The sequence below is a fragment of the Caulobacter sp. BE254 genome (genome assembly GCF_031457295.1).
Taxonomy (GTDB): domain Bacteria; phylum Pseudomonadota; class Alphaproteobacteria; order Caulobacterales; family Caulobacteraceae; genus Caulobacter.
On the sequence record NZ_JAVDWJ010000001.1, the window covers coordinates 587220 to 612178 of the forward strand.

General features: G+C 69.1%; 18 protein-coding genes and 1 pseudogene. 9 read left to right on the top strand and 10 right to left on the bottom strand.

Going from position 1 to position 24959, the window contains the following annotated elements:
- Positions 1 to 8: 8 nt before the first annotated feature.
- From J2X41_RS02635 to J2X41_RS02650, 4 genes are all read right to left on the bottom strand, one after another.
- Positions 9 to 1982, bottom strand: coding sequence for a glycoside hydrolase family 3 N-terminal domain-containing protein (locus J2X41_RS02635; RefSeq protein ID WP_310079386.1), 1974 nt, complete (start codon positions 1980 to 1982; stop codon positions 9 to 11).
- 66 nt (positions 1983 to 2048) lie between these two features.
- The gene (locus J2X41_RS02640) at positions 2049 to 4241 is read right to left on the bottom strand and encodes a TonB-dependent receptor (RefSeq protein ID WP_310079388.1); all 2193 of its coding nucleotides are present in this window, start codon (positions 4239 to 4241) and stop codon (positions 2049 to 2051) included.
- Between the two features lie 305 nt (positions 4242 to 4546).
- Entirely contained in the window at positions 4547 to 5569 is a 1023-nt protein-coding gene (locus J2X41_RS02645; protein WP_310079390.1) for a LacI family DNA-binding transcriptional regulator, read from the bottom strand.
- 96 nt (positions 5570 to 5665) lie between these two features.
- Positions 5666 to 7024 (bottom strand): glycoside hydrolase family 27 protein, encoded by a 1359-nt coding sequence (locus J2X41_RS02650; RefSeq protein WP_310079392.1) that lies wholly within the window; start codon positions 7022 to 7024, stop codon positions 5666 to 5668.
- A 385-nt stretch (positions 7025 to 7409) separates the two neighbouring features.
- On the opposite strand from J2X41_RS02650, the gene J2X41_RS02655 reads away from it, so the two are divergent.
- Complete coding sequence (locus J2X41_RS02655) at positions 7410 to 9062, top strand: alpha-L-fucosidase (RefSeq protein WP_310079394.1); 1653 nt, start codon at positions 7410 to 7412, stop codon at positions 9060 to 9062.
- Between the two features lie 95 nt (positions 9063 to 9157).
- Here J2X41_RS02655 and J2X41_RS02660 read toward each other — a convergent pair whose 3' ends face one another.
- Entirely contained in the window at positions 9158 to 10612 is a 1455-nt protein-coding gene (locus J2X41_RS02660; protein ID WP_310079396.1) for a TolC family protein, read from the bottom strand.
- 93 nt (positions 10613 to 10705) lie between these two features.
- Between J2X41_RS02660 and J2X41_RS02665 the strand changes: the two genes are divergently transcribed.
- The 5 genes from J2X41_RS02665 to copD all read left to right on the top strand — a co-directional run bounded on the left by J2X41_RS02665 (position 10706) and on the right by copD (position 17025).
- Positions 10706 to 11329, top strand: coding sequence for a TetR/AcrR family transcriptional regulator (locus tag J2X41_RS02665; protein WP_310079398.1), 624 nt, complete (start codon positions 10706 to 10708; stop codon positions 11327 to 11329).
- 76 nt (positions 11330 to 11405) lie between these two features.
- Positions 11406 to 12497, top strand: coding sequence for an efflux RND transporter periplasmic adaptor subunit (locus J2X41_RS02670; protein WP_310079400.1), 1092 nt, complete (start codon positions 11406 to 11408; stop codon positions 12495 to 12497).
- Positions 12494 to 15592 carry an efflux RND transporter permease subunit gene (locus J2X41_RS02675; RefSeq protein WP_310079403.1) on the top strand — a complete coding sequence of 1033 codons (3099 nt, stop codon included), beginning with the start codon at positions 12494 to 12496 and terminating at the stop codon, positions 15590 to 15592. Before J2X41_RS02670 ends, J2X41_RS02675 begins: the two co-directional genes overlap by 4 nt.
- A gap of 140 nt (positions 15593 to 15732) precedes the next feature.
- A complete protein-coding gene (gene copC / locus J2X41_RS02680; RefSeq protein WP_310079407.1) occupies positions 15733 to 16095 on the top strand; it encodes a copper homeostasis periplasmic binding protein CopC in 363 nt (120 codons plus the stop codon).
- Positions 16096 to 16098: 3 nt separating this feature from the next.
- Positions 16099 to 17025 carry a copper homeostasis membrane protein CopD gene (gene copD, locus J2X41_RS02685; RefSeq protein WP_310079410.1) on the top strand — a complete coding sequence of 309 codons (927 nt, stop codon included), beginning with the start codon at positions 16099 to 16101 and terminating at the stop codon, positions 17023 to 17025.
- Positions 17026 to 17050: 25 nt separating this feature from the next.
- Here copD and J2X41_RS02690 read toward each other — a convergent pair whose 3' ends face one another.
- The 5 genes from J2X41_RS02690 to J2X41_RS02710 form a co-directional block, all read right to left on the bottom strand.
- On the bottom strand, positions 17051 to 18028 hold the full coding sequence (locus J2X41_RS02690) for a copper resistance protein B (protein ID WP_310079412.1): 978 nt from the start codon (positions 18026 to 18028) through the stop codon (positions 17051 to 17053).
- The gene (locus J2X41_RS02695; RefSeq protein ID WP_310079415.1) at positions 18025 to 19848 is read right to left on the bottom strand and encodes a copper resistance system multicopper oxidase; all 1824 of its coding nucleotides are present in this window, start codon (positions 19846 to 19848) and stop codon (positions 18025 to 18027) included. The genes J2X41_RS02690 and J2X41_RS02695 overlap by 4 nt, the downstream gene beginning before the upstream one ends.
- A 103-nt stretch (positions 19849 to 19951) precedes the next feature.
- Positions 19952 to 20524, bottom strand: a complete 573-nt coding sequence (locus J2X41_RS02700; RefSeq protein WP_310079417.1) for an RNA polymerase sigma factor — start codon at positions 20522 to 20524, stop codon at positions 19952 to 19954.
- Positions 20521 to 20961, bottom strand: a complete 441-nt coding sequence (locus tag J2X41_RS02705) for a periplasmic heavy metal sensor (RefSeq protein WP_310079419.1) — start codon at positions 20959 to 20961, stop codon at positions 20521 to 20523. Before J2X41_RS02705 ends, J2X41_RS02700 begins: the two co-directional genes overlap by 4 nt.
- 1 nt (position 20962) lies before the next feature.
- Positions 20963 to 21250 carry a hypothetical protein gene (locus tag J2X41_RS02710; protein WP_310079421.1) on the bottom strand — a complete coding sequence of 96 codons (288 nt, stop codon included), beginning with the start codon at positions 21248 to 21250 and terminating at the stop codon, positions 20963 to 20965.
- Positions 21251 to 21548: 298 nt separating this feature from the next.
- On the opposite strand from J2X41_RS02710, the gene J2X41_RS02715 reads away from it, so the two are divergent.
- The 3 genes and pseudogenes from J2X41_RS02715 to J2X41_RS02720 all read left to right on the top strand — a co-directional run bounded on the left by J2X41_RS02715 (position 21549) and on the right by J2X41_RS02720 (position 24910).
- Positions 21549 to 23735, top strand: coding sequence for a TonB-dependent receptor (locus J2X41_RS02715; protein ID WP_310079423.1), 2187 nt, complete (start codon positions 21549 to 21551; stop codon positions 23733 to 23735).
- A gap of 29 nt (positions 23736 to 23764) precedes the next feature.
- A pseudogene (locus tag J2X41_RS25230) lies at positions 23765 to 23859 on the top strand (hypothetical protein); the annotation flags it as partial.
- A gap of 82 nt (positions 23860 to 23941) precedes the next feature.
- Positions 23942 to 24910, top strand: coding sequence for an alpha/beta hydrolase (locus tag J2X41_RS02720; RefSeq protein ID WP_310079425.1), 969 nt, complete (start codon positions 23942 to 23944; stop codon positions 24908 to 24910).
- Positions 24911 to 24959: the final 49 nt, after the last annotated feature.

The window sequence follows — 24959 nt, forward strand, 5'->3', positions numbered from 1 at the left end:
CGTCGTCCTTAATAGGTCAGGCCGTAGTGTATCGGATAGAGCGGCTTGACGGAGTCGTGGGGGGCGTCCTCGGCCTGGGCCTCGGCGGCGGCCATCGACGAGGGCAGTTCGAACGGCAGGCGACCTTGCGGCGCGACCGCCCCGGTCAGCGCGTCGAGCAAGGCGTCGTCGCTGGCCCCGAAGTCGCCGATCAGGGCCGTCGCCTTGTCCCTGACGTTGGTCAGGACGGCCGGGCGGTCGAGATAGACGCTGACGATGGTGGGGACCCTGGCCGAGGCGGCCTTGATCGCCTCATAATCGGTCGCGTCGTCCCTGAACGACAGGTCGCCCTCATGCTGGCGGGCGCCGAAGGTGTAGGTCGGGTGCAGGGTCTGGAACGGCGCGGCGGTGCGGATGATCGCCAGCTCGGCCTGGGCCAGATCGGTCACCGGCGTCAGGCCGTGAGCCTTGGCCGCCTCGGGCGAGACGCCCATCAGCCACACCTTGCGCCCGGCGCCCTTCAGCGGCAGCAGGCCGGCCTTGTTCTCCAGCAGGGTCAGGGCCCGGCTCTGGGCGGCGCGGCCTTCGGCGACGAAGGCCGGGGCCCCGACGATCGCCTCGGCGGTCTTGGGATCGACATAGGGGTTCTCGAACAGGCCCTGTTCGAACTTGACCTGCAGGACCCGCCGCACGGACTGGTCGATCCGTTGCTCGGTGATCTTGCCGCCCTTGACCGCCGCCACCAGCTCGGCCGTGTCCTCGACGCCGCCGAACTGGTCGAGGCCGGCGTTGACGCCCTTGGCGTAGCGGTCGACCTTGCTCAGGTCCTCCACGCCCCAGGCGGTGGAGAATCCCTCGAAACCAGGCGCCTGGCCGGCCGGGAAACCGTCGCGGCAGGTCTGGCCGCAGTCGTTGGTGATCGCCCAGTCCGAGATGACCAGGCCCTTGAAGCCGTGCTTGCCGCGCAACAGGTCGGTCAGCAGTTGCCGGCTGAAGCCCGCCCCGACGGGCTCGAGCGGCTTGCCGTCAAGCTTGACGCCCTGGAGGATCGCGTAGGTCGGCATGACCCCGACGACGCCGGCGGCGAAGGCGTCGTCAAACGGCTTGACGTGCTGGTCGAACTGGCCGGCTGGGAACACGGCGTAGCGGCCATAGCGGTTATGGCCGTCGAAGCCCTTGGCCGAGGCGCCGTAGCCGACCCAATGCTTGACCACGGCCGAGACGCCGTCGGCCGCCAGGCCCGTGTCGCCGCCCTGGAAGCCCTGAACATAGGCCTTGACCATGGTCCCGACCAGCACAGGGTCCTCGCCGAACGTGCCATTGATCCGCGACCAGCGCGGCTCGGTGGCCAGGTCGGCCATCGGCGACAGCGCCTGGTGGATGCCGACCGCGCGGTATTCCTTGCGTGCGACTTCGCCGAAGCGCCGGGTCAGGGCCGGGTCGCCGATCGCGGCCAGGCCGGTGGCTTCGGGCCATTGCGAAAAGCCACCGGAGGTCACGCTGGCGCCGGCGGTGAACTGAAAGTGGTTGCGGGGATCGGTGCTGATCGTCACCGGTATGCCCAGCCGCGTGTCCTCGGCCAGAGCCTGGAGGGCGTTGTTCTGCTCGGCCAGCATCGCCGGCGCGCCCGACAGCCGGGTGATGAAGGTCTCGACATGGCGTGACCGGATCAGCGGCGCGGCCTTGTCGAGGTCGTAGCCGGCGCCGATCCCGGCGACGCCCAACGGCCCCTTGGCGGGCACGGTGCCGTGCATCATCGCCCCGGCCTTCTCGTCCAGCGTCATGCGGGCCGTCAGGTCGGCGGCCCGCCGGCCAGGATCCAGCCGCCAGTCCTCGTAGGGCGACAGTTTTCCGTCGCGGTCGAGGTCGCGGAACTTCAGCCCGTCCACGGCGATCGTCGCGCCGCTGCGGGAACCGAGGGCGGGCTGGACGGGAGCGGCCATGGCGGCGGGCGCCAGGGCGATCGCGGCGGCGGTCAGGAGCAGACGGCGAAACAGGGACATACGGGAACTCGAAACGAGAAAAGACAGCTCCCGGCGGGCAGGTCCGCCGGGAGCCAGGCAGCAGGTCTAGAAGGTCACGCCCAGGCGCACGCCGTAGGTGCGCGGCGGGGCGTAGAAGTCGGCGTTGCCATTGGTGGCCAGGCCGGTGGTGGCGTTGGGCGACGAGGCGGTGCGGACGTCCTCGTTCTCGATGTTCCGCACATAGCCCTGCAGGGTCCACCGGTCGTCGGCGCTGGCGTAGGTCAGGCTGACGTCGGACTTGGTGAAGCCGTCCTGCCTGTTCTGGACGAAGCCGTGATATTCCAGGTTCTTGCCGCTTTCATAATGGGTCTGGACCCGCCCGGTCAGCGTGCCGCCGAACGATAGATCCCAGACGTGCTGGTAACCCAGGTTCACGGTCCAGGCCGGGGTCCGGGCCATCCGGCAGCCCGAGAAGTCGGTCGAGCGCGGGGCGGCGGCGGCGAAGTTGGCCGTATAGCAGCCGGCTACCGCCGCATTGGCGTTGTTGTTGGCGAAGGCGTCGCCCAGCGGCAGCACGAAATCGGTGTATTCGGCGTGGATCCAGCCCAGCGTGGCGTCGATCCGGTCATGCTCGGTCAGCACGAGGTTGCTTTCCAGCTCCAGCCCGTAGACCCGGGCCTTGTCGGCGTTCAGCGTAACCGTGGCGTTCTGGCCGGCGATCACCCCAACCGCCGAAACCTGGAAGTCCTTGTAGTCGTAGAGGAAGGCCGAGGCGTTGAGCTGCAGGCGGTTGTCGAGGAAGCGGTTCTTCACGCCGGCCTCGTACGAGGTGATCTTCTCCGGCTCGTAGGTGTTCTGGCCGACGCCGTCGAAATAGCCCCCCGCCTTATAGCCGGTGGCGACATTGGCGTAGAGCATCGAGTCCGGCGTCAGGTCGAAGTCGGCGCCGAGCTTCCAGTTGGTGGCGTCCCACTTGGCGTCGGCGACGTTGAGCACCACGGTCGAGGTGATGGCGCCGGCCGCGTTGGTCAGGAAGGTGCCGCCGTTGCGAGCCTTCTGATCCTCCGTGTAGCGCAGGCCCGCGGTGAGCCGCAGGCGATCCGTCACCGCATAGGTCCCCTGGCCGAACGCCGCCCAGGACTCCGCGGTCACTTCCGGCTGGATGAAGGACAGGTAGGAGTTGGTCGCCAGGAACACCCGGAAGTCGACATTGTTGTCCTCGGTGAACCGGTAGAGGCCCACCACCCACTTCAGGTCGCCGGTCTCGCCGCCCAGCCGCAGTTCGTGCGACCAGGTGTGGTCCTTGCCCTTGAAGTAGCTGGGCGCGCCGGTGCTGGCGTTCTCGCCGTTGCGGTCCAGGCGCGAGAAGTTGTAGCCCATCAGATAGGTCAGGGTGGCGAAGCCCAGGTCCCAGTTGGCTTCGCCGCCGGTGCTGAAGAACCGGTTGTTGCGATAGAGATTGACCGAGCAGTTGCAGGTCCACGGATCGCCGGTCACCCGAGCGGTGCCGTAGGTCTGGTCGCCGCCGCCGGCCCCGCCCTGGTGCAGGTAGTCGGCGGTCAGGCGCACCGAGAACACGTCGCTGGGCTTCCACAGCGCCTGCACCCGGGCCGACTTGTCGTCCTGGTCGTAGCGGTCATTGCCGCCGGTGCCCGGGCCCTTGTTGAGGGCGGTGACATAGCCGTCGTGACGGCTTTGCTGGAAGGCGGCCCGGACCGCCAGGGTGTCGCCGAGGGGAATGTTAACCGCCCCGCTGGTGGTCAGGGCCCCGTAGTTGCCGACGTCGACCGAGCCGTAGCCTTCGTAGTCGCCCAGCTTGGGCTTCTTGGTGATGACATTGATCGCGCCGGCGGTGGCGTTGCGGCCGTACAGCGTGCCTTGCGGACCGCGCAGCACTTCCACCCGGTCGACGTCGTAGAACAGCGAGCCCACCGAAGTGGACCGGGCGATGTAGATGCCGTCGATGTGGTACGCCACCGCCGGGTCGCCGACCTCGGTGGTGTTGGTGCTGCCGATGCCGCGCAGGAAGATCTGGGCCGCGCCGCCGCCGCTTGAGGTGATCTGCAGGGCCGGGACCTGGCTGCCCAGGTCGACCACCGACTTGATGCCCTGGGACTCCAGCTTCTCGCCGGTCACCGCGGAAACGGTCAGAGGCGTCTTCTGCAGGTTCTCGCTGCGACGCTGGGCGGTGACCACCACCTCGTCGAGCTGAACCTGCGCCGTGTCCTGGGCGTACGCCTCCGGCGCGTGAAGTCCCACGATCGCCATGGCGGTCGAAACGAAGAGCACTGTGCGCATGTTGTTCCCCTTTCCTGCGCGAAGCCATCCGGAGCCGACGCGGAAGCGTCGGCCGGCGAACCGGCTTCCTGACGGACGCCACAGAGCGGCGACCGATTGTTTCCTCCGCCCCTGTCCCGGGGCTTTGATGGACGCGATCGTGATGCATCCAATGCGCACGACAACGTTGTCTTAATTAGACATCATGCGACGACAACGTTGTCTATCGGTTTTTCAAAGACACCGCTGTCTAGAATTTTAGTTCCCAAACAGAGGATGTCGGGGGCGTGGACTTCTATGATTTCGCCACAAGCGGCAACGAAGCACTACAACCCAGAAGCGGATTTGCGCGGCGGAGCAATCGATGCGCGGTCCACGACGCGGAAGTCCAACTGCCGCACCAGGGTTCGGCCACGGAATCGCTTGTCTCCGAAACCGTCGATCAGCATGTCGGCCGCCGCCTCGGCCATTTCCGCGACGGGTTGGTGAACCGTCGTCAGTCGCGGCCATGCCGACGCCGCGACCGGGCTGTCGTCGAACCCCACCACGGAAAGCGAGCCGGGAACCGACAGTCCGCGCTTGGCCGCGGCGGCCAGCACGCCGACCGCCATGCCGTCGTTGGCCGCGAAGATCGCCGTGGGCGGATGGGAAAGGTCCAGCAGCCGCTCGGTGACCTCGAAGCCGGAGAGGCTTTCGAAGTCTCCGGACTGGATCAAGTCGGCGCAGGGCGTGACGCCGCGGGCGCCCAGAGCGGCCAGATAGCCCTGGCGGCGGCGGGTGGCGGCGGTGTGCTCCCGCGGCCCGTCGATGAACGCGATCCGCCTGTGACCAAGGTCCAGGAGCCGATCGGTGATCTCGCGGGCCGCCGAGGCGTCGTCCATGAACACATAGGGAGAACGGCCAAAGTCGCCGCCGGGCGCGATGCGGACATAGGCCAGGCCGTGACTCTCGACGATGTCGAGCAGCTCTGGATCGTCGCAGACGGGCGGGGTCAGAACCAGGCCGTCGAAACGGCCGGCGCGCAGCGTCTCGATCAACGTCTCGCGAGGGCCGGCGGCGCCCTCCCCGACCTGCTCGACCACCAGCTGATAGCCGGCGCGGCGACAGGCGCGCATCGCCCCCGCCTGGATCTCGCCGATATAGTGGTAGGCCCCCATGCGCAGGAAGATCACGCCGATCAGGTAGCTGCGCCGACTGGACAGCAGGCGGGCGGCGACGTTGGGCCGGTAGCCGAGCCGGGCGATCAGGTCCTCGATCCGGGCTCGCGCCTCGGCGCCCACGCCTTCCTCGCGGTTGATCACCCGCGAGACGGTCTTGATCGAGACGCCGGCCTGCCGGGCGATGTCCACGATCGTGACGCCTGCCGCCCCCTCCCCCTTCGATCCACGTCTTTGCATGGGCCGAGCTTAGCGGAGTCGCGCAGGGGAAGCGAGTTGGCCCCGCTTTCAGGCGAGGCGGTAGAGGCCCGCGCCGTGAGCGGGCAATTGCGCGGAGACCCTTTCCGTCGCCTTGCCGAGGCCGCCGCGCGTCCACAGATCCCGCACGGAAACCGAAGGCGGCAAGCCGATCGCCTTCAGGTCGACCCCGACTTCGCGCGGCTTGTCGCCGGTGTTGAACAGCGCCAGATAGGTGTCGCCGCTGGTCGCCTTGGCCGTCCAGACGCGGATTCCGTCCTCCAGGAAATGGGGGCCGTTGTCGCGCGAGGCCTGGTTGACCGCGATGACCTCGGGATTGGTCAGCAGCGCCTTGGTCGGCGCATCGAGATGGCGAAGGTCGCCGCCCATGATCAGCGGCGAGCGGGCGATCGACCACAGGGTCATCAGGGTGCGCTGTTCGTCGGGGGTGAACTTGGTGTCGCGCTCGCCCAGGGCCAGGCGGCCCAGCGGCAGCATGTCGGCGTCCGGCCAGCCGCCGTCGCCGATGTGCGGCGACCAGTTCTCCAGCCGGGTGAACTGGGCGGCCAGCATGTTCCAGTCATCCCAGAAGTCGTCCGAGATCCGCCACATCTGGGCGTGGCGGTGGGCATGGTCGCCGCGCACCACAGGGGTCTCGCCGGGCGACATGGACAGGAGGATCGGCCGGCCCGAGCGGCCGATCGCGCGGTGGATCGCCTCGATCTCGGCCATGTGGGCGTCGTAAGGGCGGCACAGATCGTCGACCTTGACGAAGTCCACGCCCCACGAGGCCAGCAGGGCGAAGACGCTGTCGTAATAGGCCTGGGCGCCGGGCTTGCTCATGTCGACCCCGTACATGTCGGGGTTCCAGGAGCACACGCTGCGCTTGTCGACGATGTCGGCGATGGAGATGTTCGTGCCCAGCACCTTCAGGCCGCGCTCGACGGCCAGGCGCGGAGCGCCGCGCATCAGGTGGACGCCGAAGCGCAGACCCAGGGCCCGGCAACGGTCCGCCAGAGGCTTGAAGCCCTTGCCGCCGACGCTCGACGGAAAGCGGTTCGGGGCGGGCAGCAGCCGGCCATGGTCGTCCAGCGTCGGGACCGGCTTGGCGGCGTAGGTGTAGCTGCTGGCCCCTGGCTCATACCACTGGATGTCGACGGTCAGGATGTCGTAGCCGGCGGGCAGCAGTTCGCGGGCCATGATGTCGGCCTGCTCCAGGGTCTGAGCTTCGGTGATGGTCGTGGCGAAGCTGTTCCAGCTGTTCCAGCCCATCGGCGGGGTCGGCGCCAGAAGCGGCGTCTTCTTCGCCGCCTGTTTCGGGGCCGGCTTGGTCCCCGCGACGGCGGGCAACGCCGCGCCCAATGCCGCGGAGGCGCCCAGCAGGCCGCGACGGCTCAGATTCGTTTTCATTTGAGGCGTTCCTCGGTGTCTCTTACGAAATCAGCGACGATGACCCTGCGCTTCAACCGTCAGAAATCGCCGTGATGGCGGCGACGCCTGGTCGGTGATGAGCGCCTTCCCCCGCTTGTTGGCGCAAGTGCTACAGCCGACCGATGGCCCGCTGCAAGTCCTATTGTCTGACTTTTACAGGACAACCACACTTGGTTGACCTGCCTCCACAACCGCTTCGAGGGGCGTATTTCTCCTCCGTCGACGACCTAGGCCAACCGGCAAGCCTCGGCTTTCGGGATCCCAGGCGAGCAAGCGATCCAGGCTCGATCCCTTGACAATCCAAAAAACTCAGACAAGTCATATCCGAAATAGAATTCAAATATAAAATTCAGGGAGAGCGACCATGACACCGACCAGACGCGCCTTGTTCCGGGGCGGAGCGGCGGCGGGCTTGATGGGCGCTTCGACGGCCCTGGCTTCGGACCTGGTTCCCCCCGGGTTCGACCAGATCGCCAAGGGACCGTTCCAACCGACCTGGGAGTCTCTTGACGCCGGATACCAGACGCCGGACTGGTTTCGCGACGCCAAGTTCGGCCTGTGGGCCCACTGGGGCGCCCAATGCGTGCCGGAAGCGGGCGACTGGTACGCCCGCGGCATGTACCAGCCCGGACAGCACGCCTACGACCACCACCTGAAGACCTATGGCCATCCGGCCGATACGGGCTTCATGGACATCTATCCCCGATGGAAGGCCGAAAACTGGAATCCCGACGACCTGCTGGATCTCTATGCCAAGGCCGGCGCGAAATACTTCGTGGCGATGGCCAATCACCACGACAATTTCGACGCCTTCCACTCCAGGTTCCATGACTGGAACTCGGTCCGCCTGGGCCCTGGGAAGGACATCATCGGCCTCTGGGCCAAGGCGGCCCGCAAGCAGGGCCTGCGCTTTGGCGTCTCCAACCATTCGGCCCATGCCTGGCACTGGTTCCAGACCGCCTACGGCTACGATCCCGAGGGCGCGCGAAAGGGCGAGCGCTACGACGCCTTCAAGCGCTTCGCGGCGGATGGACGGGGAAAATGGTGGGAAGGCCTGGACCCCCAGCAGCTGTACGGCGGGTCGGTCATGCCGCTGCCCGATGGAATCCAGACCAACGCCGCCGCCAGCGCGTGGCACGAAGCCAACGACCGGGTGTGGACCGAAAAGGCCCCGCTGAACAATCCGGCCTTCACCCGTCAATGGTATCTGAGGTGCAAGGACCTGATCGACAGCTACCAGCCCGATCTTGTCTATTTCGACAATTTCGATCTGCCGCTCGAACAGGCGGGCCTGGACATCGCCGCGCACTACTACAACGCGTCGCTGCAAAGGCACGGCAAGGTCGAGGCGGTGATCAACATCAAGCCCCACGACACCCACCGCCCCGGCATCGTCGCCGACGTCGAGCGTGGCATGCGCGGCGAGATCAGCCCCGAGCCCTGGCAGACCGACACCTGCATCGGCGACTGGCACTACAATCGCCGCATCTTCGAGGAAAAGCGCTACCTGCCCGCGGCCGAGGTCATCCACCGGCTCTGCGACATCGTCTCCAAGAACGGCAACCTGCTGCTCAGCATTCCCGTGCGCGGCGATGGCACGATCGACTCCGAGGAGCGGCGGATCGTCGAGGAGATCGGCGCATGGATGGGCCGGTTCTCCGACGCGATCCACGGCACGCGGCCCTGGACGATCTTCGGTGAAGGACCCACAGCCGTGGCCAGCGGCATGTTCAGCGAGGGCAAGCAGAAACCCTTCACGCCGCAGGACATCCGCTTCACGACGAAGGGCGCGGTCTTGTATGCGATCACCTTGGGCCGGCCGGAGGGCGGGCAGGTCGCGATCGCCAGCCTCGCCCAGAACGGGCGTCACGCCAAGCGCCCCGTGCGGCGGGTGAGCCTGGTCGGCGACAAGGCGCCCCTGCCCTTCCGCCAGGACCGGACAGGCCTGCGCGTGACCTTGCCCGACGCCGCCCTGCACCCGTTCGGCGTCGCGCTCAGGATCGATGGCGTCTTGTAGCGGAAGGCGGGGCCTCGGCTGGCCGCGCAAGATCGCGTTTTGTTAGTCGCCGCAACCGATCGGTCTTCCAAGGGCTAGTGGGACGCGCCAAGCGCCTAGCCTGCGTCTCTCCCGGGCGCGTCGCGCCAGCCGCCGCCCAGCGCCTGGAACGAGCGGATGGAGGCGCGCGCCGCCTCGGTGCGAGCCTGGGCCCTGGCGTCGCGCACGGCCAGCAGCCGCGCGTCGGCGTCCAGGACCTCGATCAGGCTGACGACGCCGGCGCCGTAGGCGGCCTGGGACGCGTCCCTCGCCCGCGCCAGCGACACCTCGCCGTCGGCAAGGACCCGCTCCTGGTCCTCGCGCTTGACCAGGCTGGTGAACGCGTTCTCCACGTCCTCGGTCGCGCGCAGCACCGACTGCCGGTAGGCGGCCAGCGCCTCGGCCTTCTGACCCCGCGCGGCGCCCACCTCGGCGCCGACCCGGCCGAAGTCGAACAGACGCCAGCGAAGGCCGAGCAGGCCCTGGACCTGGCTCGCCGGACCCTGGAACAGGGTGTCGCTCGCCGTGGTGGCCGTACCCGCCAGCCCGCTCAGGGAGAACTTGGGGTAGTACTGCGACAGGGCCGCGCCGACGCGCGCGTTGCTGGCGCGCAGCCGCTGCTCGGCCACGACGAGGTCCGGACGCCGCCGCAACAGCTCGGCCGGACCGCCGGCGTCCGCCAGGCCGGGCGCTGCGGGGATCGGGGCCGGCGCCGCGAGCTCGGCGCGATAGGTTCCCGGCTGGGCGCCCAGGAGCACGTCCAGGGCGTTGAGCGCCGCCTCGAGGCCTTCCTCGAGCGCGGGAACACTGGCCTTGGTCTGCTGGAGCGCGCCGAGCGCCTGTTGGAACTGAAGATCGGCGGCGACGCCTTGCTCGCGCTGGACGCGGACCGTCTCGACGAGCCGCGCCTGGGTCTCCACCTGCTCGCGCGCGACCGACAGCCTCGCCTGCAGCCCGCGCACCAGCATGTAGGTGTCGGCGGTCTGGGCGGCGACGGTTAGGCGCGCGGCGGCGACGCCGGCCCGGGCGCCCTCGTACTCGGCCTTGGCCGCCTCCTGCTCGCGGCGGGTTCCGCCGAAGACGTCCAGCTCCCAGCCGGCGACGAGATTGGCTTCATAGAGCGCGCCGTCCCGGTCGAACCCCGGCGTGGCGGCCAGGAGCCGGCCTGTCGGCGTCTGGGTCGAGGCATGGGCCTTGGCGCCGCGGGCCTCGACCGAGGCCGAGGGCAGCAGGGCGGCGGTCGCCGCGCGCACGCCGGCCCGGGCCTGGGTCACGCGGGCGACGGCCTGCGCCAGGTCGAGATTCTGCGCCAGGGCCTGGTCGACCAAGCGATCCAGGACGGGATCGTTGAAGCCGCGCCACCAGGCGTCGACCGGCGCGGGCGCGGGCTGGCGCGCGGCGACGGCGGCCGCGCCCATGAAGCGAGGCGGCGCGGCTATGGTCGGCGCCGCATAGTCCGGACCGACCGCGCACCCGGCGAGCAGGGCCACGGCGACGGCGGCCGGAAGGGTCCGAAGGATGACGGCGCGCATCGGGAACTCGCTTTAAGGATAACAGGTCTGTGACTAAATTCTCTTATGGTCACAAGTTTGTCAATCGTAGCGTCCGATGATAGCGTGCCGGGCATGAGCACAACCGAACCAGCGCCCCCCGCCGCCGGCCAGCGCGGCCCAGCCGACCACGACGTCCGCGGCCAGATCGTGGAGGCCGCCGAGGCCCATTTCAGTCGCTACGGCTATGGCAAGACGACAGTCGCCGACCTGGCCAAGGCGATCGGATTCTCCAAGGCCTACATCTACAAGTTCTTCGATTCCAAGCAGGCGATCGGCCAGGCGATCTGCGTCCAGTGCCTGGACAAGGTGCTGGCCGCCGGCGAGGCCGGCATCGCCGACGGCAAGACGGCGACCGAGAAGTTACGCCGCTTTTTCAATGGTATAGTCAGCACCAGCGCCGACCTCTTCTTCGAAGACAAGCTGCTGTACGACATCGCCGCCTACTCGGCCGAAGAGCGCTGGCCATCGGCGATCGCCTATGTCGAACGGGCCGAGGCCCTGCTGCGCGAGATCATCCTCTTGGGCCGCGAGACCGGCGAGTTCGAGCGCAAGACGCCTGTCGACGAGGTCTGCGAAGCGATCCTGCTGGTGATGCAGAGCTTCATGAATCCGCTGATGCTCAAGCACAATCTGGACGATTTGCCCGAAGCGCCCACCAAGGCCATCAACCTGGTGCTTCGGAGCCTCGCGTCCTGACAAAAAGTGACCAGTTGACAAATTGGTCACAAGCAACGAGCCTAAGGCCCTTCCGTCAAGGCAGGACCCTTAAGCCATGTCGCCTCGCATCGTCGCCGTCGCCCTCCTCCTGGGCGGCCTCACGCCGCTCGCCGCCTGTGGCGGCAAGGCCGGCGACCAGGACCCCCGCACCCAGCCGCCGCTCGTGCGGGTGGCGGTGGCCGGCCAAGCCGTCGGCGTCGAGCGGCGGTTCAGCGGCGTCGTCTCGGCCCGCGTCCAGAGCGACCTGGGCTTCCGCGTCGGCGGCAAGGTGATCGCCCGCCTGGTCGACGCCGGCCAGACGGTCCGGCGCGGCCAGCCGCTGATGCGCATCGACGCCACCGACTACGCCCTGGCGGTTTCCGCCCAGAACGAACTGGTCGAAGCCGCGCGGGCCCGCGCCGTGCAGACAGCCTCCGACGAGCGGCGCTATCGCGGGCTGGTCTCGGTCGGCGCGGTCTCGGCCCTCGCCTACGACCAGGCCAAGGCCGCCGCCGACGCCGCCAAGGCCCAGCTCCAGGCGGCAGAGGCCCAGGCGAGCGTTTCGCGCAACACCGCCGGCTATGCGGTGCTGGTCGCCGACGCCGACGGCGTGGTGGTCGAGACCCTGGCCGAGCCCGGACAGGTCGTGGCCGCCGGCCAGCCGGTCGTCCGCCTGGCCCAGGCCGGTCCGCGCGAGGCGACCGTCACCCTGCCCGAAACCGTCCGCCCGGCGCTTGGCTCGGTGGCCGAGGCCTACGGCTCCGACGGCGCCGGGGCCGGCCAGGCGCGGCTGCGGCAGCTTTCCGACTCCGCCGACCCGCGCACCCGCACCTACGAGGCCAAGTACGTGCTGAGCGGCGCGGCCGCCCAGGCGCCGCTGGGCTCGACCCTGGTCGTGGCCCTGCCCACGGAAGGGGACGCCAAGGCCGGACATGGCGTGGAGGCGCCCATCGGGGCGCTCTACGACACCGGCAAGGGACCGGGCGTCTGGGTCGTCGAACCACGCGCGTCCACCGTCCAATGGCGTCCCGTGCGCATCGCCGCGGTCGGCGGGGAGACGGTGACCCTTTCCGAAGGCCTGAACAGCGGCGAGCGTTTCGTGGCGCTGGGCGCCCACATGCTGCACCAGGGCCAGCGCGTCCGTCTCCAGGCCGGAGCGGCGCAATGAACCTCAACCTCTCCGCCCTGGCGGTCCGCGAGCGTTCGATCACCCTGTTCCTGATCATCGCGATCACCTTCGCCGGCGCCTTCGCCTTCCTGAAGCTCGGCCGCGCCGAGGACCCGAGCTTCTCGATCAAGGTCATGACCATCGTCACCGCCTGGCCCGGCGCCACCGCCCAGGAGATGCAGGACCAGGTCGCCGAACCGCTGGAGAAGCGGCTGCAGGAGCTGAAGTGGTACGACCGGACCGAGACCTTCACCCGCCCCGGCCTGGCCTTCACCACCCTGACCCTCAAGGACCAGATCCCGGCCAAGGCGGTGCCCGAGGAATTCTACCAGGCCCGAAAGAAGATGGGCGACGAGGCCGCCAGCCTGCCGCGCGGGGTGCTCGGCCCGTTCGTCAACGACGAATACGGCGACGTCACCTTCACGCTCTACGCCTTGAAGGCCAAGGGCGAGCCCCACCGTCTCCTGGTGCGCGAGGCCGAGACCCTGCGCCAGCGGCTGCTGCACGTCCCCGGGGTCAAGAAGGTGATGATCATCGGCGAGCAGCCCGAGAAGATCTTCGTGGAGTTCTCGCAGGCGCGCTTGGCGACCCTGGGCGTGAGCCCGCGGGACCTGTTCGCCGCCCTCAACGACCGCAACCTGGTCACCCCGGCCGGGTCGATCGAGACCCAGGGCCCGCAAGTGCAGATCCGCCTCGACGGCGCGCTGGACGACCTTGCGAAGATCAAGGAGACGCCGATCGTCGTGGGCGGCCGGACGCTCAAGCTGGCCGACATCGCCGAGGTCAAGCGCGGCTACGAGGACCCGGCCACCTTCCTGATCCGCAGCGGCGGCGAGCCGGCCATCGAGCTCGGGGTGGTGATGAAGGAGCGCTACAACGGGCTGTTGCTGGGCAAGAGCCTCGACAAGGAGGCCAAGGCCATCTCGACCGAGATGCCGCTGGGCATGAGCTTCACCAAGGTCACCGACCAGTCGGTGAACATCACCGAAGCCTATGACGAGTTCATGCTGAAGTTCTTCGTGGCGCTGGCGGTGGTCATCGTCGTCAGCCTGGTCAGCCTGGGCTTCCGGGTCGGGCTGGTGGTGGCCATGGCCGTTCCCCTGACCCTGGCGGGCGTCTTCGTGATCATGCTGGTCACCGGCCGCGACTTCGACCGCATCACCCTCGGCGCCCTGATCCTGTCTCTGGGCCTGCTGGTCGACGACGCCATCATCATCATCGAGACCATCGTCGTGAAGATGGAGGAAGGTCGCGACCGGGTCTCGGCCGCCACCTACGCCTGGGGCCACACGGCCGCGCCGATGCTGGCCGGCACGCTGGTGACGATCATCGGCCTGATGCCGGTGGGCTTCGCCAAGTCCACCGCCGGCGAATATGCCGGCAACATCTTCTGGGTCGTGGCCTTCGCCCTGATCACCTCGTGGTTCGTGGCGGTGATCTTCACGCCCTATCTCGGCGTCCTGATGATCCCCAAGATCAAGCCCGTCGAGGGCGGGCACGCGGCGATCTACGACACCCCGCGCTATCGCCGGCTGCGGTCGCTGGTCGTCTGGACGGTGACCAACCGCTACAAGGTGGCGGCTGGGGTGGGCGTGGCGATGGTGGTCGCCGTCCTGATGATGGGCGGGACCAAGAAGCAGTTCTTCCCGATCTCCGACCGGCCCGAGGTGCTGGTCGAGGTGCAGATGCCCGAGGGCCAGAGCATCGGTTCGACCAGCCAGGCGGTGATCAAGGTCGAAACCTGGCTGCGCCAGCAGCCCGAGGCCAAGATCGTCACCAGCTATATCGGCCAAGGGGCGCCGCGGTTCTTCCTGGCCATTTCGCCGGAACTTCCCGACCCGTCCTTCGCCAAGATCGTCGTGCTGACGCCCGACCAGAAGGCGCGCGACGCCCTCAAGCGGCGCCTGCGCCAGTTCGCGGCCAGCGGCGCCGTGCCGGGCGCCAAGATCCGCGCGACCCAGATCGTGTTCGGCCCGCCCTCGCCCTTCCCTGTCGCCTTCCGCGTCATGGGCCCCGACGCCGAGCGCGTGCGCGGGATCGCCGAGCAGGTCCGCGCCGTGATGCTGCGCAACGACGCCCTTCGCCAGGTCAATACCGACTGGGGCGAGCGCGTCCCGACCGTGCACTTCGTGCTCGATCAGGACCGCCTGCGCGCCTTCGGCCTCAGTTCGAGCGACGCGTCCCAGCAGCTTCAGTTCCTGCTGACTGGCGTGCCCGTCACCCAGGTGCGCGAGGACATCCGTTCGGTCGAGGTCGTGGCGCGCACCAGCGGTCAGGACCGCCTGGACCCGGCCAGGCTGGGCGCCTTCACCCTGGTGGGCGCCTCGGGCGAGCGCATCCCGCTCGACCAGATCGGCCGCGCCGAGGTGCGGATGGAAGACCCGATCCTGCGCCGTCGCGACCGGTTGACGACCATCACCGTGCGCGGCGACATCGACGAGCGGCTGCAGCCGCCGGACGTCTCCACCCAGGTGCTCAAGGACCTCAAGCCGATCATCGCGGCCCTTCCGGCCGGCTACCGGATCGAGATGGGCGGTTCGATCGAGGAGGCCGGCAAGGCCAATGTCGCCCTGGCCGCGGTGTTCCCGCTGATGTTCATCCTGATGATGGTGGTGATCATCTTCCAGGTCCGCTCGCTGTCGGCGATGTTCATGGTGCTGCTGACCGCGCCGTTGGCCTTGGTGGGGGTCGCGCCGACCCTGCTGATCTTCCACCAGCCGTTCGGCTTCAACGCCATCCTCGGGCTGATCGGCCTGGCGGGCATCATCATGCGCAACAGCCTGATCCTGATCGGTCAGATCCACACCAACCAGGAGGACGGCCTGGACTCGTTCCACGCCGTCGTCGAGGCGACCGTGCAGCGCGCCCGGCCGGTGATCCTGACCGCCCTGGCGGCCATCCTGGCCTTCATCCCGCTGACCTTCTCGGTGTTCTGGTCCTCAATGGCCTACACCCTGATCGGCGGGACGATCGGGGGGACGGTCCTGACGCTGGTCTTCCTGCCGTCACTCTACGCCATCTGGTTCCGGATCAAGGACACGCGCGGGCGTGAAGAGCCGGCGCCAGTCGCCGATCCGGGATCCCTGGCGACCTGAGCCCGTCATCGCACCGAACCCGCCGCCCTCGTCCGAGGGCGGCGCGGCTGTCGGCGGCGACGGAGTCCTGTCAGGGTGAGGGAAGGATCGGCGGCCCGCGTAGGGTCTTGGGCAAGCCTCCCTTAGACAGGACCCCGTCCATGGCCTTCCGCGCCCTCCTCGTTCCCGCCGTCGTCTCCGTTTGCGTCCTGGTCGCCGGACCGGCCAGCGCCCACGCCAGGCTGGTGACCTCCGATCCCGTGGCGGGCGCGACGGTCGCCGCGCCCAAGACGATCCGTCTGACCTTCAACGAGAAGCTGGCCCCCGCCTTCTCGACCTTCGACCTGGCGATGGCCGACGGCATGAAGGCGCCGGTGAAGGTCTCGGTCTCGCAGGACCGCAAGACGATGACCGGCGTCCCGAAAGGCCAGTTGATGGCCGGGGTCTACAAGGTCGCCTGGCGCGCCGCCTCGGCCGATGACGGCCACCGCATGGACGGCGCCTTCACCTTCACCGTGAAGTAGCCGATGGAGACGGCCGTCGTCCTGCTTCGGTGGGCGCAGTACATGACGAGCTTCGTGCTGACGGGCGGGGCGCTGTTCGCGCTCTACGCCCTGCCGACCGGCGGTCCCTCCAGCGCCGTCGCCTTGGGCTGGCCGCGTCGGCTGCTTGGCGAGTCGGCCGCTCTGCTGGCCTTGGCGAGCGTTCTCGGCCTCCTCCTGCAGACCGCGGTCGTGGCCGGATCGCTGGCCGCGGCGCTCGATCCGGCCACCCTCGCCTCGGTGATCACCGAGATGGCGATGGGCGCGGCCTCGCTCGTGCGAGCCGCGGCCGCGGCCTTGGCGCTGGCCGTTCTGCTGTTCGCGCCGCAAGGCCGTGTCGGCTGGATCGCGACGGCGGGGCTGGGCGGCGTCGCCACCGCCAGCATGGCCTGGATGGGCCACGGCGCGGCGACCGAGGGCCTGGCGGGCGGCGTCCACCTGCTGGCCGACCTCGCCCACCTGGCCGCCGCGGCGGTCTGGGTCGGGGCCCTGGCCTTCTTCGTCGGCCTCGCCAGCGATCGCCGACGCGACGCCGACCGGACGGCCGTGTTCCATGCCGCCCTGGCCGGTTTCTCGGGCGTGGGTTCGGCGCTCGTCGCCGTGCTGGTCGCCAGCGGCCTGGTCAACAGCTGGTTCCTGGTCGGTCCCTCGGGATGGCCGGCGCTGGCGGCCACCGCTTACGGGCGCCTGCTCCTGTTCAAGCTGGTCCTGTTCGCCGTCATGGTCGCCCTGGCCGCCGCCAACCGCTTCCGGCTGACGCCCGCCCTGCGGACGGCCCTGGCCGATCCGACCAGGACGGACTCGGCGGTCATGGCGCTGCGGCGCAGTCTCCAGCTGGAACTCGGCGTGGCGCTGGCGGTCGTCGCCCTGGTCGCCTGGCTCGGACGCCTGGCGCCGATCACCGCGCAATAGCCCGCCGACGTCGCGTCGGACCGGGCTAGAACCAGCCGCGCAGCCCGACAACGACGCTGGTGTCGGAGACTTCGCGCCCTTGGGCCCGCGCATAGTCGGCGGTGCGGCCGAAGCGCTTGGCCCAGGTCACGCCGACATAGGGCGCGAATTCCCGACGGACCTCGTAGCGCAGGCGAAGGCCCAGTTCGCCGTCGGACAGGCCCGATCCGGTCGCGGTCTCGGGGATGTCCTGGGCGGCGAAGTTGAGCTCGGCCCGCGGCTGCAGGATCAGGCGCTGGGTCAGGCGCCAGTCGATCGCGCCCTCGGCCCGGCCCAGGACATCGCCCTTGTTGGACAGGAAGAGCCCGCCGCTGGCCTCGATCCAGTAGGGCAACAGGGTCTCGAAGCCGACGGCGGCGTAGGTCCGCGACTTGGGCTCGACATCCTGGCGCACCCCGACCTGCAGGTCGGTGTAGAGGCCGACGGCCCGCGAATAGAGCGCCTGCGCCTCGCCGGTCTCGACGCCGTGGCGATCGCCTTCGCCCTCGGACTTGAGAACCAGGCGGTTGAGATCCCCGCCGAACCAGGCCTCGCCGTCCCAATGGTAGCCGTCGCCGCCCGATTGCGCCCGGTATTCCAGAAGGTTGGCCATGACCTGGGAAACCTGCGCGCCGCCATGCTCCTGGCGTAGCAGGGCGCGGGCGCGGTCCATGGCGGCGGGATCGAAGACCTTGTCCGCGAGGTGGTCGGTGGGCGGCGGCGGCGCTGGCGTCTCGTGATCCGGAAGCGGCGGAGGGCCCATGGCTTCGGCCTGCCCTCCGGCCGGCGCGGCGCTGGGCGAGGCCATGCCGGGCATGTCCCCCATGTCGTGTCCGGCGTGCGGATCGGCGGCGGACGGGCTCGCCGGCGCCGCCGGGGCGCTGGAGCCTGTCGGCGAGACCGGCGCGGTCTCGTGGCCGGCGTGCTGGGCCAGCGCCGGAGCGGCCCACAGGGCCGGCAGCAGGGCGATCAGCGGGGCCTTCATCGCGCGCCCTCCTTTTGGCCGTCCCGCACGCTGAAGACCTGAAACATCCCCGCGTGCATGTGGTAGAGCATGTGGCAGTGGAAGGCCCAGTCGCCGGTCTCGGGGGTGAAGTCGAAACCAACGCGCCCGCCCGGCAGGACGATCACCGTGTGCTTGCGCGGCCGGTGTCCCGCCGGCCCGAAGGCCAGGTCCAGGAAATGGCCGTGCAGGTGGATCGGGTGGGCCATCATGGTGTCGTTGACCAGGGTGACCCGCACCCGCTCGCCGCTTCGGAACGCGTAGGGCGGCGGCCGGTCGCTAAACTTTCGCCCGTCGAACCCCCAGATGAACCGCTCCATATTGCCGGTCAGGTGGATCTCCAGCGATCGCTGCGGCGGGCGGGTGTCGGGGTTGGGCTCCAGCGCCACTAGGTCGCGATAGACCAGCACCCGGTGACCGACGCTCTCCAGGCCCTGCCCCGGCTCGCCGGTACGGTCCATCGGCATCGGGGCGATGGTCTGCACGCCGGGCCCGAGCTTGACCTGGGGGGCGTTGTCGGGATTGCGCATGGACATGTCCATGCCGCCCATGTCCATCTTGCCCATGACGTCGCTTCCGCGCTTCCGAGGCGGCGCCATGCCGGGCGGCGGGCTGGCGGCCATGGCGGGGTGATCCATCCCGGACATGTCCATGGCTCCATGGCTCATGCCGCCCATGTCCATCCCCATGTCGCGCATGGTCGTCAGCGGCCGCGCGCGCAGCGGCGGGACCTCGGCGCTCATGCCCGGTCGCGGCGCTAGGGTGGCGCGGCCCAGGCCCGAGCGGTCCACGGACTCCGAGACGATGGTGAAGGCCTTGTCCTGCGTCGGCTGGACGACGACGTCATAGGTCTCGGCGTTGCCGATCTGGAACTCGTCCACCTCGACGGGACGCACAGGCTGGCCGTCGGCGGCGACCACGGTCATCCGAAGCCCCGGTATCCGGACGTTGAAGACCGACTGGGCCGCGGCGTTGATGAAGCGCAGGCGCATGCGCTCGCCCGGCGAGAACAGCGCCGTCCAGTTGTCCTTGGGCCCGTGGCCGTTGACCAGGAAGGTGTAGGCGGCGGCGGTGACGTCGGAGATATCCGTCGGGTCCATCAGCATCCGGGCCCAGTCCAGGCGTTCGGCCAGGGTCTGGTCCTGGCCGGCCAACAGGCCGCCGATCGTCTGGCGCTGATAGTTGAAGGCCCCGCTCTGCTGCTTGAGCTTGCGGAAGATCTGGTGCGGATGCAGGCGGCTGAAGTCCGACAGGACCACGACGTGCTCCCGGTCGAAGGCCACGGGGTCCTCGCCGGCCGGGTCGATGATGATCGGCCCGTAGTGGCCCATCTGCTCCTGCAGCCCCGAATGGCTGTGATACCAGTAGGTGCCCGACTGCCGGACCTGGAAGTCGTAGACGAAGGTCTCGCCCGGCTTGACGCCTGGGAAGCTGACGCCAGGGACGCCGTCCATCTGGAACGGCACCAGCAGGCCGTGCCAGTGGATCGAGGTTTCCTCGTCCAGCGTGTTGGTCACCGACAGGCGGACGCGCTGGCCCTCCTTCAGGCGGATCAGCGGCCCGGGAACCGTGCCATTGATCGTCACCGCATGGGCGGCCACGCCGTCGACCTTCACCGGCGTGTGGCCGATGGTCAGCTGGATGTCCTGGCCCGACAGCGCCGGCGGCGCGCGGCCCTGATCGCCGCTCCCCGCCGCCCGCGCCCAGCCGGGCAGCAGGTTGGCGAGGCTCGCCCCGCCGCCGACCACGGCCAGGGATCGCAGGAAGCGACGGCGATCGAAAGCCGTACCGGGTCGAAGCATGGCAGCCCTTCTGGCGATGGCGCGCTGGCGAAGGCGGCCGCGACGCGATCTCAACGGGTGGTACGCGGCGCGCGTTCACCCCCCTCACCGGGTGGGTGAAAATTCAGGGCTTGTCCAGCCAGTCGGCCAGCCGCTTGCGCGCACGGTAGGCCCGGGTCTCGACTGTCTTGACGCTGACCCTCAGGAGGTTCGCGGCCTCCTGCTGCGAATAGCCCTCCAGGTAGGTCAGGATCAGCGGTTCCTTGAGCGGGTCGGGCAGGCGCGCGATCGCCGCCTCCAGCCGGGCCAGCTGTTCGGCGTGAAGGGTCGAGGCCTCCGGTCCCGGCGCCGGATCGGCGGGGTCGGGCGTGTTGGGCGCGTCGATCGACCGCTCGCCCAGGATCAGCCGACGCACCAGCAGACGCCGCCCCCGGTCACGGCACTTGTTGAGCACGATCGCCCGCATCCAGGCCCCGAACGGACGGTCGGGATCATAACGGCCCAGCGCCTTCCAGGCGGCCACGAAGCTTTCCTGCACCACCTCGAGCGCCGCCTCCGGATCGCCCACGTGGCGTCGCGCGAAGGCGTGCAGCGGTCCCTTGTGGCGACGCATCAGATGGCTGAAGGCGCGCTCGTCGCCTTGCGCGGCGCGCCGGGCCAGCGCGCCGTCCTCGTCCTCGCCGGGAACGGTGGTCACGGCGCTTCGTTCGTGAGCGCCTCGCTGACGCGGCGATCGAACCTGGCCGCCTGCTCCGGCGTCAGCACCTTGCGCATCGCCAGGACGTGCTGGACCGTTTCCAGCTGCAGCGCGCCCATGGCGGCGTGGAAGCGCTCGACCGCGGCCTCGACCTCGGGCCCGTAGGCGTGGCGCGCCTGGATCGCCGCCGCAAGCTGGGCGTTGGCCGCCCGCAGCTCGGCCTCCCGGGCGCGGCGGCGCACCGCGAAGTCCTGTTCGAGCGCGTCGATCTGACGATCCTGGGCCGCGGTCAGCTTCAGGTCGTGGTGCACCATCTCGTGCAAGGACGGCGGCGAGCGCGAGGCGAGAAAGCGGCCCGAACCGAGCCATCCTCCGGCAGCGCCGGCCAGCAGCGCCAGGACGACCGTCAGCACCGCGCCGCGAGAGATCCGCCGCATGTCAGCGACGACCCAGCAGGGTCGAGGGCGCCAGGTGCGCGTCGACCGAGAAGGCCGAGATTTCCGGCGGCGTCCGGGCGGCGGCCCCAGCCGCCAGGCTCCCACCCAGCACGCCCACGCCCAGGGCGGCGACGATCGAGGCCGCGCGCAAAGGCACGAGCGCGGCCGAGGCGCGCCGGCCCTGGCGCCAGGCGTCGATCCTGGTCCAGACATGGCCTTCCAGCCCTGGGAGCTCGGCGTCGGGCTCCCGTCGCAACGCCGCGAAAAGGTGGTCGAGCTTGTCGCTCATCGCCGATCCCCTGACCTCTACACCGCCACTATACGTGGCCCACGCGGCGATCCCTCGCGAAGAGCGTCGCATTGTCGGTCCATGGTGGCGGACGCCGATCCCGCGGCGCCTCAAGGTTGCACATCGTCGAGCCGCTGCAACCCCAACCCTGCTTGGCGTCCTCGCCGATAGAGAAGCTTGGCGCTAAGGTCAGAAAAACTCGGTTTTCAATCCCTACTTACTGGATAGGTGTTGCGCCATCGAAACCGGCGTTCCGCCGTGGCGCCAGACCACGCCCGCCGACACAGGGGATAGTTCAGTGATCAAGCGTCTTCTCATCGGAACCGCGGCCGGCGCCCTGGGCGCGGCCTTCGTGACCGGCGCCTACGCCCAGGCCGCCAACGACACCGAACTGGAGCAGGTGGTGGTCACCGCCCAGCGCCGCGAGCAGTCGGCGCAAGACGTGGGCATCGCCCTGTCGGTGCTCTCCGGCGACCAGCTGGCGGCGCGCGGCGTGACCAACGTCAACCAGCTGCAATACCAGACGCCCAGCCTGGAAGTCGTGCCGGCCTTCGGCGGCGGCCAGCCGCAATTCCGCCTGCGCGGCGTCGGCTTCGACGACTACGCCACCAACAACACCCCGACCGTCGGCGTCTATGTCGACGAGGTCGCCTATCCGGTCCCGGCCGCCACCCAGGGCGTGCTCTACGACATCGACCGGGTGGAAGTGCTGCGCGGCCCGCAGGGCACGCTGTATGGCCGCAACACCACCGGCGGCGCGATCAACTTCATCACCCGGCGTCCCACCGACCAGCTGTCGGCCGGGATCACCGCCGAGTACGGCCGGTTCGACAGCGCCAAGGTCGAGGGCTTCGTCTCCGGCCCGCTCGGCTCGACCCTGAAGGGCCGCCTGTCGGCCGTGACCGAGCAGGGCGGCGCCTGGCAGCGCAACCGCGTCACTGGCGAGAAGCTCGGCGACGCCGACCGCAGCGCCGTCCGCGGCCAGCTGGACTGGTCGCCGACCGACAAGGTCGACGTGCTGCTGAACGCCCACTACGGCCGCGACAAGTCCGACGGCCAGGGTCTGTACCTGCTCGACGTGCCCGGCCAGACCGGCGACACCCGCTACAACGCCACGGGTTGGGGCGTCTCCTCGACCTTCGCGGCCCTGGCCGGCGTTTCGCCGGGCGCCAAGCCGCAGCGCGACAACGAGTCCGGCGGCGGCTCGATCACCGCCAATATCGACCTGGGCTTCGCCAAGCTGACCAGCATCAGTTCGTACGAAAAGCTCAAGCGCCGCGAGCTGAACGACTGGGACGCCAAGCCGACCTCGGAGTCCGACACCTTCTGGGGCAGCGACGTCGACGTCTATTCGCAGGAAATCCGCCTGGCCTCGCAGGGCGCCGGTCCGCTGAGCTGGGTGGCCGGCGGCTATTACAGCCACCAGACCCTGGAGGAGACCTTCCTGACCGACTTCACTCAGAGCCTGGGCTTCATCACCAACACCGCTTACCGCCAGAAGGTCGAGTCGATCAGCGGCTTCGGCCAGGCTGAATACGCCCTCACCCCGCGCCTGAAGGCGATCCTGGGGCTGCGCTATGAGCATGAGGAGCGCGACCTGGAGAACTTCGCCACCAAGATCGGCGGCGCGCCGCTGTTCAACAACGGCGACCGTCACACCTCGCTGAACGAGCTGTCGGGCAAGGCCGGCGTCGAGTTCCAGGCCGACGACAACGTCCTGCTCTACGCCAATGTCAGCCGCGGCGTGAAGTCGGGCGGCTTCACCGTCTACAACTCGCCCCAGTCCGACCAGATCAACGCCTTCAAGCCCGAGGTGCTCTGGGCCTACGAGGCCGGCTTCAAGGGCGACCTGGCGCGGAACCTGCGCCTGAACGGCTCGGTGTTCTACTACGACTACCGCGACCAGCAGGTGCTGGGCGTGGTCATCAACCCGACCAACGGGGCCATCGGCCGGATCACCAACGCGCCCAAGTCCGAGATCTATGGCGGCGAGCTGGAACTGCAGTGGACGCCGTTCCACGGCCTGCAGATCACCCAGACCGCCAGCTACAAGAAGGGCTCGTACAAGACCTTCGACGACGTCGACGCCAGCTCGGTGGTCAAGGATCCGGTCACCGGTCTGTGGACCGGCCGGACCATCGACAAGTCGGGCGTGGCCCTGGACTTCCCCCGTATCAGCTATGGCGGCGCGGTCACCTACACCTGGGCCGTTGGCGACTTCGACGTTCAGGCGGCCACCGACTACGCCTATCGCGACAAGGCCCCGTCGTTCCTGGGCGCGGAATACGCCGTGGCCTCCTACTGGCTGGCCAACGCCAACCTGACGATCCAGCCCAAGGACGGTCCCTGGAGCCTGGGCCTATGGGGCCGCAACATCTTCAACGAGAAGTACGATGTCACCCGCAACTACTTCCTGACCTCGGCCAAGGTCGGCGCGGCGGGGCGCCCCGCGACCTATGGCGTGCGCGCCAGCTACGCGTTCTAGGCGCTGTGGGCAGTTGATGATCTTGGGCCGAATTCCTCGTCCTTCGACAGGCTCAGGATGAGGAATTCTACTGAACCGCCCTATCAATAGCCCTCATCCTGAGCCTGTCGAAGGACGAGGGCGGCCCACCGTCGCCAAACGCCTAACTGTCTACACCGCCTAGTCCTTTCCCCGCCCAAGCCCCCGCCGCTCTGTTCCGGACCTTCATGATGATCAAGACCCTGTTGCTGATCCTGGGCGGCCTGGCCGCCCTCGTCGTGGTGGTCGGCCTCGTCGGCTGGCTGCTGCTGCGCGGCCCCGACATTTCCTACGAGACCCTTGAGGCCAAGTACGCCACCGCGGCCTCGCACTATGCCGACCTGCCCGGCGGCGTGCGCCTGCACTACAAGGACCAGGGCAAGGCGGACGGGCCGGTGCTGATGCTGGTCCACGGCTTCGGCGACTCGCACTTTTCCTGGGAGGGCTGGGTCGCTCGGCTGGGCGACCGCTACCGGATCATCACCGTCGACCTGCCCGGCCACGGCCTGACCCGGGCCCCGGCCGGCTACGTCGCCACCGCCGACGGCTATGCCGAGCTGATCGACGCACTCGCCACCAAGCTGGCCCTGCCGAAGTTCGCTATCGCCGGCAATTCCATGGGCGGCGGCGTGGCCTGGCAGACGGCCGTGCGCTATCCGAACCGCCTGGACGCCCTGGTTCTGGTCGACGCCGCCGGCTGGCCCGCCGAAACCCTGAAGAAGCCGCCCCTGGCCTTCAAGCTGCTCAAGTACTCGTGGGGCCGCGCCTTCCTGCGGTCGATCGACAACAAGCCGCTGATCCGCTCGGGCCTGCGCGGCGAGGTCGGCGACCCGGCGGTGATCACCGACGCCTTCATCGACCGCTGGGCCGAACTGCAGCGCGCGCCCGGCCACCGCGCCATCCTGATGTCGATCCAGCCGGGCAAGCACAGCCAGGCGACCAAGGAGGTCCTCACCACCATCAAGGTCCCGACCCTGGTGCTGTGGGGCCAGGTCGATCCGCTGATCGAGGTGGCCAGCGCCCATAAGTTCGCCGAGGCCATCCCCGGCGCCCAACTGATCCTCTATCCCAAGGTCGGCCACCTGCCGCAGGTCGAGATTCCCCAGCGTTCAGCCGACGACGTGGCGGCGTTCCTGGCCGCCCATCCGGCCCCGTGACGGACAAGGGCGCGCCGCCGCTGGCGCGCCCGTCTTCACCGACTAGAGT